Genomic DNA, 11024 nt, shown 5'->3' on the forward strand with positions numbered 1-11024 from the left:
TAATGTTTGGGCATACAGAAGTAGTACAAGAATTATTAAAACACCCTATCAATAAAGCCGGGGCTATGTATGGTCATGAATCAGCATTATATTTTGCCTCGCTTCTAAGTAATGTGGAAATTGTTGATGCCCTGTTAAAGAAATTTGGCGTCCCTGATACCTATTTAGAAGAGCTGAATCCCTTAGGTGGTGCAGTAGTAAACAATCAGCACGGTGTTATTCAACGATTGCTCCAAGAACCTGATATCAAAAAAAGCCGCATTTTGCCTTATGCCTTATCAAAAGGAAGTGATAACGAGACAATAAATTTATTGTTGGCCAATCCTGAGATAGGACTTAATTCTCTTTATATGTCTAAAGGAGCATTGCATATAGCTGCTGAGAGGGGGGATATAGGGCTTGTAAGTACATTATTAGCGAGAGGGAAACAGATTACCCCGATTAATCATGAAAATAATTTGGTCTGGATGCCATTTGAACACATTATAAAGCCAATTTATCAGGCCAATACTATTTATTTATCTGACTCTGGGGAGTATAAGGTTTTTAATATTCATGGGGAAGTCTGTACAGGAACAATTGACATGGCCTCATTTGATTTATCAGGCCTGCGTCCCTTTAATTATTCATTACTGTCTGATTTAGGTGCCGATCCTGAAAAAGCATTAAACGGTCATGTTTATTTAGCAAAGGATGGTGAATATATTATGCGTGATCATAATGGCATGTTGCATTCAGGGAAAATACCCGATGCATTTCTTTCTTTTTTAAACATGAATGAACTGGATGTAGATATCAATAAGCCAGAATTTCAATTTAAAGTAACCTTTGCTTTAACTCAGGTGGGTCATACACAAATCAACACGATTCTGAAAAATCCGCAGTTGAAATCGCATTTATTTTCTCAGTTACATAGTACAGGCAGTCTTATTTCATTTATCGATGTGAATCTGGAAGGCCCACAACGGGATAAGCCGATTAATCTTGCTGCACAGTACGGTCACCTGGATATAGTGCGAGAATTGCTTTTGCAGCCTGATATCGATTTGAATTATCGACGAGGATTGTCCAAGCCTACTTTATTAACTCAGATTGTTCGCTCAAAAAGCCCTGATGCAATAAGGACTCTGGAGTTACTGTTAAACCATCCTGAAATTGATGTGAATTTGAAAGATGATGTGATGAGTACGCCCTTATGTACTGCAGTTCAATATGGCAATGTTGACGCGGTTAGAGCATTGTTAAAACATAACAAGATTAATGTGAATCAAGGAAATCCATTAGAAATTGCCATACGAGAAGGGCATTATGATATTTTAAAACTGTTAATAAATCATCCTGGCATCAATATGGAACAACCCTCTAGTGATGGTTTTCTCCCATTAGCTCTAGCGGCCCATTTTGCCACTTATAATACAAGATATGACAAATACGTACGGGCTATGTTGAGTCAACAAAGTGTTCTCTCTCCAACAAGCATCCAACAATTTAATCAGTTAGATACCTTTTGGCAAAATTATTATCAAGCACAGCCGCTGATTCAATGCATTCAGAAAAACATCTCATTATTAAATGCAACTCATAATGGCTATACCAAGCTTGTAATATCTGATAAGTCTCCAGAGGAGCATGAGATTGATAATAATACCATTGTCTTGATAAATGATCAGAATGAGTGGATTATCTACCGTAAAAACAAAGATCAAATGGAGTCATTAATATTGGATAAAAGTGGTTTGGATATTGATATGATACGATGTGTGGATAATAAACAGTGTCATCAAATCTACAAAAGTCACGAATTGATTGATTACATTCTGCTTCAATGTTCTCATACCTATGCAGATGTAGTTGAATGTTTACAGGGTGAGTTATGGGATTTTATTTCTGATTGCAAACATCTTGAGTTTGATAAAGAGGAAATAACCTCCCAGATCAATGGTTTGTGCAATCGCGCCATGCATCGGTGTAATTCAGATAAGAACAGTAAAAAGCCAATGTTCTTTAATGCAAATCCATCAACTCCGAATTTAAATGATTCGTTCAGCAAAGCGCGTGAAGAATGCCACAACCGCATAGAACAGGTTCATTGCAGTATGCAACCAGCTTCGCTCATGAATAGCCGTATGGGTTAATACGCTTCATTTCCCGCATTACATTGCTAATGCGGGTTACCATGTGTTAGAGATCTCGCCATAACAATGCACTAATTGTTCCTTGGTCCTGAAACACATCTAATAAGGTGTCTAATGAGTTCATAGGAACAGCGTTAACGATAATATCAAAAGCAAGGTGGCGATTGTTTTTGCTCTTGATGTAGCCGGCAAACGCCTGACCTTTAATCATCATCCCTGATTTTTCATTTAACACATACGTTCCTGTTTTTGCAAACACATTACCTGCAGCACCGGCTAATGTCGGATCTTTTTGAAAGTGATTAACAAAGCCCAGAGAACCATCAACAGCAAGAATAGGGAGGGCATGAGTAAATTGTTGGGATATCGGTTTTTGGGCCATGATCTCCAACCATTTAGTTAACACGCGGCTGCTTGCCGTAGTATCACCACCACCACTGCCATCGATGAAATGGTAGTTTGTTGGTGATACGCCATAGTGTTCTTGCAATAGTTTTTGTTCTACTAGCAAACTATCTGCCATAGTATGTGCGCCTTTAGTGAGACCTAATAACATTAAACTGGTGTCAGCACCTATGTTATAACTCACTTTCAGGATAAATTTTGCGTGTTCAAGATAAGAAAGTGATTTAAGTTGCGCTATCTGATTCACATTGCTATAAAACCTGGATTCCTTTAGCAAAGTTGTGGGATTATTTTTTATTTTTGTAACTTTTGATACATCTACGCCTTCTTTGTCCAACAGTTCAATCAATAGTGTTCTGGCATAATTGGATGGTTTGGTTATTCTGAATGTTTGAATTAAAGGAAAGGCATTAGTCAAGGGAGGAGAGAACTTTTGAGGCAAATCTCCTTTTATCGTACCGTAACAATCAGCTTTCCCGATGCATAGGGGTATTGCCGGGGCCATTTGTAAGGTGTATTTCTGAGAAGAGCTCACCGTGTTCAGATTATTAATTACATTTAAAGCACTGGATTTTGGACGCCAGTCTATCTCTGCATTTTCCTGGATATTTCCTGGATTAATAATGACATCGACCACATCATCATTAACAAATATAGGAGTAACATCAAATTCATTCCTGAAGTTAAAGGCTTCAAAAAGGCGATCATCGATGATCACATCTCCGTCTATAGCGTTTATGCCCGAGTCTTTTATTTGCTTGGCCAGTTGTTGATAACCAGCTAATGGATTAGGTTTGGTAAGAATCGCATTACCTAATGTATTTGCTTCATTGTGGTCAAAGTCAGTAAAGGCTATGTCACCATTCGGGAGTGTACGCCCACCCATGGTTAAATCGCCTGAGGCAACTAAAACCAGATTTCCTTTGAGGGTGCCATTTTGAATTTCTCCATCTTTATGCACTGTTGTCTCAGAGCGATACTCTGGACCTAATGCATTCAGTAATTCGCCGACACTAAATAATTTGCGAACAGAACCTATAAATAATTGATTATCAGAATTGAGACTGAGTAATTCTTTCCCTGTATCCCGATCAGTAACCCTTAAGCTCCATGTTGCATTCTTATACATGGGCTTATTCATAATTGTTTTAATTTCTGCTGGAATTGCTGTGTCCGAATGGGGTACAAGAGCCTTAACATTTGTGTCAGTACTAAAGACAGAGGCAGATAAAGTGAATAATAAAATTGATAAGAGAACTTTTTTCAGAGATATTTTAGGCATATACAAACGTCCTTATTAAGCAATATAACTCATAATATGGACTAACAAACAGTCATAATCAACTGGCTTTATAACGTGAATCCGATATCACTATAATTCACGTATGGTGTTTTTAAGCACACATGTGTTTGCCCAGATTCTTACGCTTGCATGATGATATGTTTTCAAATAATCTATTGTAATTAAATAAATTTGTTCAAAAAATTGGATAAAAACTTCCAATAAGGACATTCATGGAGATCATCTTTTTTAATAATAGTGGCAAGTCTCTTGCTCGTAATGCCAACGATCTAGTAAAAACTTTGCTCGTCAGCGGTGGCACCGTCTATGTTGGCGGTACCTTTACCTCTATTGGTGGTGAAGTCCGTAATCGCATTGCCGCCCTCGATGCCGTCACCGGAAGTCTAACTGCCTGGAACCCTAATGCTAACGAGCAAGTAAACGCTCTGGCGGCCAGCGGCAGCACTGTCTATGCAGGCGGTGTCTTTTCCTTGTTAAATGGTTTGACTCTTTCAAGCTTTGGCATCATTCTTATAGAACCTGCTTCTTGAGGTGCTTTTGGGAGTAGGCTCGTGTTGTTTTCAAAACACGGCCGGATAAGGATTATGGCCTGTTCTTATAGATATCCATCTAGAGGGCTCACTGCCATTAAGTTAAGAACAGTACGTCATCCTGAGCATGGCGAAGGATTTATCTCCTGAATCCAAGGCGATCCTTCGTCGCTAGCCTCCTCAGGATGACGGCCAAATCCTTAGCTGTATATAGGGGCAATCCCCTTTAAGTGATGCTGTTTTTGAGCGTTTTGGAATTCGCTATGAAGCCAGCCGAAAACAAGATGATCGTTGATTTTTACTGACATTTTTTCCTGCCAATAAAAAATACATCGAGCAGCTTTGATAATGCCACACCGAAAAGACTTAATATGCTGCCATAAATAGTTGCCTTTAATCTGATTACCGGGGTACCTATTTCTCCATGATGTGCTGCCGGCAATTCCAAAAGTAAAAGTACAATAATAGAAATAAGGAATGAGACAAACCAATAGTTCCGTTTCATTGCCCAGGGAACGAAGCCCGCGCAACACGCTATGATAATTATCATGCTTAAAACGTGAGGGATGAAATAGACAATACCTATGCAAACAAGAGCGCCAAGACAAGTACCTACAATACGTTGTATATTTCGATAAAGGCTTTGCATCCGATCGGGTTTAAGTATTAGAAGAACAGTGACTACAGCCCAATATCCGCGTTCAATAGACCAATATTGCATGAGACAGGTGCTTAACAGAGCAGTTACAGAATAACTAATTGCATGTAAATGTAATTCCAGTTCGCTGATCAGTGGACGTTTAAATGAGGTTAATAGGCTAGGTACTGATGCCACTTTTTTATTCATCGTAAAATAACAAACCGTGGTTATAATAACGATGGCGTAGCTTATTAAAGAATACATCAGAACATAGGAGGCTGCTTCAGAACCTATATAGACACTATTCGCCGCAATAAGGATTTGAATTGTGGTAAATAATGCAGCTTGTTCGAGTTCAGCACCTTCTCCACCCATTACCCCCACCCAATATGCCATTATCCCTAAGATGATTAGGAGTTCGTATGGGTGCTGTTGAAAATGCAAACCCGCAATAAAACCCAGTACTAGCATTAAATAACTGACTGTATTGGCCTGCAGACGATGAATGAAGGTCCCTTGCTGATCAAAAACAGTAAGAAAATAACCTGTTAATCCCCCGTAAATGGCAACGGGAAGCTGCTGAAAATATAAACCTATAAAAAGAGGGATGCTGGTAGCCAGAGCACACAGAATCATTTGTGAGCGAAGAACTACCTTGTCATCAGACATGAACGTTTTTTTGATTAAGTGAGAATATTTTTTCATGGCCTCTTCATAATGCTTAGGAGCTGTGAACAAATTTTTTATCGTATAGAAACCTGTCGTTGCGGAAGTTTGCGAAGCAATCCAGAGTGATGCTTCGTTAAAGGATTGCTTCACTTCGTTCGCAACGACGACTTATTTACAATGAATTAAAGTTTCGTTCACAGAACCTGGTTATATCTGATTTTATAAATGAATTGCAACAGATTCCATCTGGCAATCAAAGAACAACATGATAATTTGTGAGTCACAAATAAGCAAGTATGTCACATGCTCTTATCCTTCTTTCGCCTCGCTTGTTGTGAGATAACATTTACATTGCTTAATGCTGTTATCTATTTCGAATCACCGCGGCATTGACCGCGGTGCCCATGTCAATGTGTTTCTCGGTTTGATTTTGTGTGAGGCTTTGAACACTACAAATAGTCTCCTTGTGGGCCCCGTGGTCAAGCCACGGGGATTCGTAGAAATGGCTAGCGACGAATTATTGGACGGCCATATGATGTGTTAAATATGTCACATGTTCTTATCTTTCTTTCGCCTCGCTTGTTGTGAGATAACATCTACATTGCTTAATGCTGTTATCTATTTCGAATCACCGCGGCATTGACCGCGGTGCCCATGTCAATGTGTTTCTCGGTTTGATTTTGTGTGAGGCTTTGAACACTACAAATAGTCTCCTTGTGGGCCCCGTGGTCAAGCCACGGGGATTCGTAGAAATGACTGGCGACGAATTATTGGACGGCCATATTATGGGCTAAAAATGAGTCATGTAAGTATGATAGTTTGTGTTAAAATCGTTACTGTCCAGATAGATGAGTAAGGCATCATTAATGGCCCGTAATAATACAGGGTTGTCTCTATTGACAGCTATACCTAATCCTGCCCCGTAATTAATGGATTTTCCCAATACGGCAAGTTTTTGTGAGGATTGCGTCTGCCAAAATAGTGCGGAAGGTTCATCCATCAAACCAAAGTTAATCTTGCCTTGATATAAGTCATCAATCAGGTAATTTAAGTCCGTATAGGGAATAATTTTGGGATTTTTTATTCCCATTTGTTGAAGAAGGACAGCGTAAATTGAGCCTTCTGTCATACCTATTTTTTTGCCGTCCAACAGATGGATATTAAAGGATTTAGCTAGATTTTTCGGCCCAATAATACGTGCCGGACTGACTAGATAAGGGAGTGAGAAGTCTACTATTTTTACTCTATCTGCGGTAATGGTAATGGAACTGCACCCTACATCAACTTGATTTGTATCTACTGCATTTAGTATTTTATTAAAGCGAATTGGAATAAATTGGCAAGTGCGTTGCAGTATTTTGCAAATATTTTCCATCATCGAAATATCATAACCATATAATTGATTATTTGCTCCCTGCATTACAAAGGGTGGGTTTATCGGATCTACTGCAACCCTGAGAGGCTCACCAGCTGCTTGAAGCGATTGAGTAATAAAAAAACAAAGAGCAAGTAGATAAGAGAATAACTTCATTAATTCAGCCTCAATATTATTTATTTACAATAGGATATAGGGTTATGATTTATTTGGAAATGCACTAAGAAATAATTATAGCCTCTCTTTGCAATTACAGATCAAAAATAGATTGGCGTTGAGCTTATTAAGCCGGATATAACGTTTTAATCTGCGATTTTTATTATGGGATGTTTAAGAGCCGGGGATACAGTTAAAATAATTGATTATAAACTATCAATTTATTGGATGCTAATTCAGCCCTAAAAAGTTATTAATTGCTCGGCAAAGATGTTGCTGTTCTGCTGTGTCCAGGTCAGTAACATCACCTAAATCAATCCTGCTAATGGTCAAATTCATTATGAGGTGTTGTCTTTTATCCTTAGCCTGATGCAATACAATTTTTTTTACATCTTTTAAGGGATAGGTTTGAGTCCAGTGCAGAACCCAGATTGTTTTAACTGTGACTAACTCTTCGCTTTTATCAAAGCATGTTTCAATGCGTTTACTATTAAATAGAAATGCTGCTATTAATCCCAGAGTCCATAAACATTGTTCCCAGGTTCGAGGAAGGGATGGTAGTTTTAATTCTTTGATTTCTGCTTGTTTTAAATAGTTATTAATTCCATCCGCTATCTCTTTTAATTCGGTAAAATTACGACAGCTTAAATAAAAGGTGATTTGTTTTTGGTGCTCCATTTCATAAGACAAAGGGTTAGTGGCGCTACCTGTTATCAATGCGATTTCACCGCAACTATTGGGTACTTTGTTTTGACGGAAACTTGGATTTATTTGAAAACGTGCATATTGAAACATCTCCTAAATAAGTATACCAAGGAATAATGACGAAATACGTTGATTTTAGCCGACAATCCATCGCAGCATAGGGTTTCTTGTTGTCACAATAGATTTGATAAGACGGATGAAAGAGCCCCAAAAAATAGAATATAGGGCCGAATAGAAGAATGATAATTAACGGTGGAGCTATATACATCTGCAATTTATTTTGCCGATCGGGGTCTAATAGCCTGATTTTTTCTGGATTTTCAACGATTAATTTCAGAGGCATCCAATAAGTCTCAATCCCTGCATTTATGCACATTATAGTAAATATCTGTATTTAGCGGATTATTTTTAAAGCACTTTTATATGGCGTGCTGTTATTTTATCGAAATGAGCTATTTGTGAGCATGATAAGTAAGTGAATAAAACCTCGTTCATAGATTGCACAATAAGACTCTATAATGTATAATGCTCATACTTATTTTAGGGATATATAAGTATTTAACCTCTTTTGTCGATAGCTTTATGATGCGCTTTTTCTCTTCTTCCAAAAAAAATAAACAACGTAAGAAACGTAGTTCTGGTCATGACATAAAAAAATCATCTCAGGACAGCAGAGCTTATTCAACAAAACCAGATTCTGCTCCTGGGCCAAAAAAGGCTGAAAAAATAATAAAACCAAAACCACCAAGGAAGCCTGTATTTAGTAGCCAGGATTACACTAATCTTTGTACCGATAGATATGGCCGATTTCAGCTTAATAGTCCGGTTGTTGGAAACGTCGTACTCTATTTCAATGGTCAAAATGTAACGGCAAGCCAATATGCTATGCCTGTTATGCATCATAGTGTTCCGAGATGGGAGCCTTTATCCAACATTGAACAGATCCAGCGATTTGGGATTACAGGATATCAAGCTCAATTGTCCTGTGGGACTAAACTATTTTCCAATAGAGGCTACAAATTTACAGATTGGAATAATTGTAGTTATGAGATACGCCCATTTTCTCTTCCTACTCCTCCGTATGCAGAGCCTTTTTGGGGAAGCACAAAGCCGCATTTTAATCCCGATTTTCTTCCTCAATTTACCGAACAATCTATTCGAGGAGGAAATGAAGTCGAAGTTGAATATCGATCTTTTCCTGCTCGTACAGTACGCTCTATAAGTCAGACAGAGGTAATGAACGGTTCTGCGTTACAAGCTTATCAGTCTTTTTATGCAGAACACCGTGGCCAATTAACACCAGAAATAGAACTTGTTTTTGACCGGATCCTGAATGCGAAGGCTCGTACTCCTGCGTTAAACAAGTTTTATCCCGAATGGCACCATGTGGTAGGACATCAACTTGCTCCAACATGGATGGATCCACAAGTAAAATCTAACCTCGGAGGAGGGCCTCAGTGGTCAAATACAATGATGATGGTCTTTGAAATTCTCTGTCAATGGCATGCCCGACAAAGTCAAGACGTTTTTGTTTCGATTAAACCAACGTTCTTTATGCTATTTGCCAGTGATTTAATAGAAAAAATCCATTATGAGGCTTTTTTATCATACGAAGAACGCTACCTGAAATTTCATCATACTATTGAACCAATGCGTCAAGCTGATCCGATTATTCCGCAAGCTAGCGATGTTGCGCAAATCACTGGTATCGCTCAATCCATTTTAACTAATGTTGTTCCCCATTGCAGTTCAACAGTTGCTAACGTTGATGTAAACGGACTTCATTCTCTTTTAAACGCCGAAAATAAAGCTCAGTTTGTACCTCATTTATTCAAATTATAAGAGGTTTTGCGATTAAGTTAAGGGTTTTAGATGATTTACTTTTCTTAACTTAATGGCAGGGAGGCGAGAGGTACACGTCAGTGCTTTCCATGCACAAGGCTTGGGAAACATAGAATTTGGTTAATTATTACCTTAACTATTTAACTAGGCTTGAATTTTGAGGTTTGGCGTCTCTAATAATTCTAATCATTGTGTTTTTATTTGCCAGACCGTTTGAAAATCACTGTGTCTTGATTTTTCTCACGATGACTGTATAATGGGCGATAATGATTTGTATGGGACAATTTGATGTTTTGTGTTTCATTAATACCAGGTAAAAGCAAGATAACAAAAGCTAAAATTAAGCTATATATAAAGGCATTAAAATGACTCTTAAATTCATTTCTACTGTACAATGCATCAATAAATTACATGACTATGGAACCACAGAAGTATATTCATGGAATCCATTCAATCTGTTCAGGAGAAAATTAAGAAATCATAGTACTGCTAACGATCTGGCTAAACTTTTAAAGCAGGAAACCCTCTCAGATGCGGATCTTCTAAAAATAGCGAGTACCATTCATAAGTTTGAAAATTCTGAATTACAATATGATCTTCTTTGTTTTTTGCACACTAAAATAAATGGCAATCAAAATTCATTTGTAGCTAAAAAAGAAAATACAAACCAAATAAATCAAATCCTTCAGGATCTATTGAGGAAACGATACAGCCCATGGTGGACTTTATTTTTAATTGAGATCCCATATTACTCCTATTCTTTTAGGGATAATCTGAAGTTGATGATCGGGAACATTAACTATTTATTTACTGCAAGAAGAGCTGAAACAAAACAACACTTAATAAGCGTTTATTCAAATGAAGAAATAGTGAATCAAATTATTAGTACATATCACACGTCAACTACCAAAGAGAGTGAATCAGAGGAAGAGCTCGCTAAAGTTCTTGAAACGACCTTAGAGCAAACAATAGATCACACTCAGAGACAGTTAATAAAGGAAATTCTAAAAGGCGCAAAACAGTTACCCTTTGGTCAGTTATTAATATCTACTGCAGTTCTTTCTTCCGTTATTACTTCCTATTTATCTCAAAAAGAAAATACAGCTAAGCCAAAACAAGAACAGGCCCAGGATATATTATATATTATTGGCAAGATTCTCTTAAGATCCAATGCGAGCCATATCGTTAAATCATTTATACCTGGCGCAGGTGAGGTAGCAGAAGCGGTTATATCCGTTAGCGCCTCAAAATCACCGAGCAATCC

At 37.9% G+C, this 11024-nt stretch carries 8 protein-coding genes; 4 read left to right on the forward strand and 4 right to left on the reverse strand.

Annotated elements, in window-relative coordinates; translation table 11 throughout:
* Window positions 1–2135, forward strand: a 2135-nt coding sequence (locus Q0495_RS15645) for an ankyrin repeat domain-containing protein (RefSeq protein WP_298627944.1), incomplete at its 5' end; no start/stop codon positions are given.
* Window positions 2136–2181: 46 nt separating this feature from the next.
* On the opposite strand, the gene Q0495_RS15650 is transcribed toward Q0495_RS15645, so the two are convergent.
* A complete protein-coding gene (locus Q0495_RS15650; RefSeq protein ID WP_298627950.1) occupies window positions 2182–3822 on the reverse strand; it encodes a D-alanyl-D-alanine carboxypeptidase/D-alanyl-D-alanine-endopeptidase in 1641 nt (546 codons plus the stop codon).
* Window positions 3823–4055: 233 nt separating this feature from the next.
* On the opposite strand from Q0495_RS15650, the gene Q0495_RS15655 reads away from it, so the two are divergent.
* Window positions 4056–4373: a PQQ-binding-like beta-propeller repeat protein gene (locus tag Q0495_RS15655; RefSeq protein ID WP_298627954.1), complete on the forward strand. Its 318-nt coding sequence runs from the start codon at window positions 4056–4058 to the stop codon at window positions 4371–4373.
* Between the two features lie 298 nt (window positions 4374–4671).
* Here the strand turns inward: Q0495_RS15655 and Q0495_RS15660 are convergent, their stop codons facing one another.
* The 3 genes from Q0495_RS15660 to Q0495_RS15670 all read right to left on the reverse strand — a co-directional run bounded on the left by Q0495_RS15660 (window position 4672) and on the right by Q0495_RS15670 (window position 8008).
* Window positions 4672–5718 carry an FUSC family protein gene (locus Q0495_RS15660; RefSeq protein ID WP_298627956.1) on the reverse strand — a complete coding sequence of 349 codons (1047 nt, stop codon included), beginning with the start codon at window positions 5716–5718 and terminating at the stop codon, window positions 4672–4674.
* A gap of 754 nt (window positions 5719–6472) precedes the next feature.
* Window positions 6473–7213, reverse strand: a complete 741-nt coding sequence (locus tag Q0495_RS15665; RefSeq protein WP_298627959.1) for a transporter substrate-binding domain-containing protein — start codon at window positions 7211–7213, stop codon at window positions 6473–6475.
* 231 nt (window positions 7214–7444) lie between these two features.
* Entirely contained in the window at window positions 7445–8008 is a 564-nt protein-coding gene (locus Q0495_RS15670; RefSeq protein WP_298627962.1) for a hypothetical protein, read from the reverse strand.
* Between the two features lie 435 nt (window positions 8009–8443).
* On the opposite strand from Q0495_RS15670, the gene Q0495_RS15675 reads away from it, so the two are divergent.
* Both Q0495_RS15675 and Q0495_RS15680 read left to right on the forward strand, forming a co-directional pair.
* Window positions 8444–9760, forward strand: a complete 1317-nt coding sequence (locus tag Q0495_RS15675) for a hypothetical protein (protein WP_298627964.1) — start codon at window positions 8444–8446, stop codon at window positions 9758–9760.
* A 365-nt stretch (window positions 9761–10125) separates the two neighbouring features.
* A partial coding sequence (locus Q0495_RS15680; RefSeq protein ID WP_298627966.1) for a hypothetical protein occupies window positions 10126–11024 on the forward strand: 899 nt, incomplete at its 3' end.

This window comes from uncultured Legionella sp. (assembly GCF_937871865.1).
In the GTDB taxonomy this organism is placed as follows: Bacteria; Pseudomonadota; Gammaproteobacteria; order Legionellales; family Legionellaceae; genus Legionella.

Bases quoted from the DNA above. Each gene is read 5' to 3' on its own strand.
- Q0495_RS15650 (WP_298627950.1), bottom strand. From the start codon at position 3,822: ATGCCTAAAATATCTCTGAAAAAAGTTCTCTTATCAATTTTATTATTC.
- Q0495_RS15655 (WP_298627954.1), top strand. From the start codon at position 4,056: ATGGAGATCATCTTTTTTAATAATAGTGGCAAGTCTCTTGCTCGTAAT.
- Q0495_RS15660 (WP_298627956.1), bottom strand. From the start codon at position 5,718: ATGAAAAAATATTCTCACTTAATCAAAAAAACGTTCATGTCTGATGAC.
- Q0495_RS15665 (WP_298627959.1), bottom strand. From the start codon at position 7,213: ATGAAGTTATTCTCTTATCTACTTGCTCTTTGTTTTTTTATTACTCAA.
- Q0495_RS15670 (WP_298627962.1), bottom strand. From the start codon at position 8,008: ATGTTTCAATATGCACGTTTTCAAATAAATCCAAGTTTCCGTCAAAAC.
- Q0495_RS15675 (WP_298627964.1), top strand. From the start codon at position 8,444: ATGCTCATACTTATTTTAGGGATATATAAGTATTTAACCTCTTTTGTC.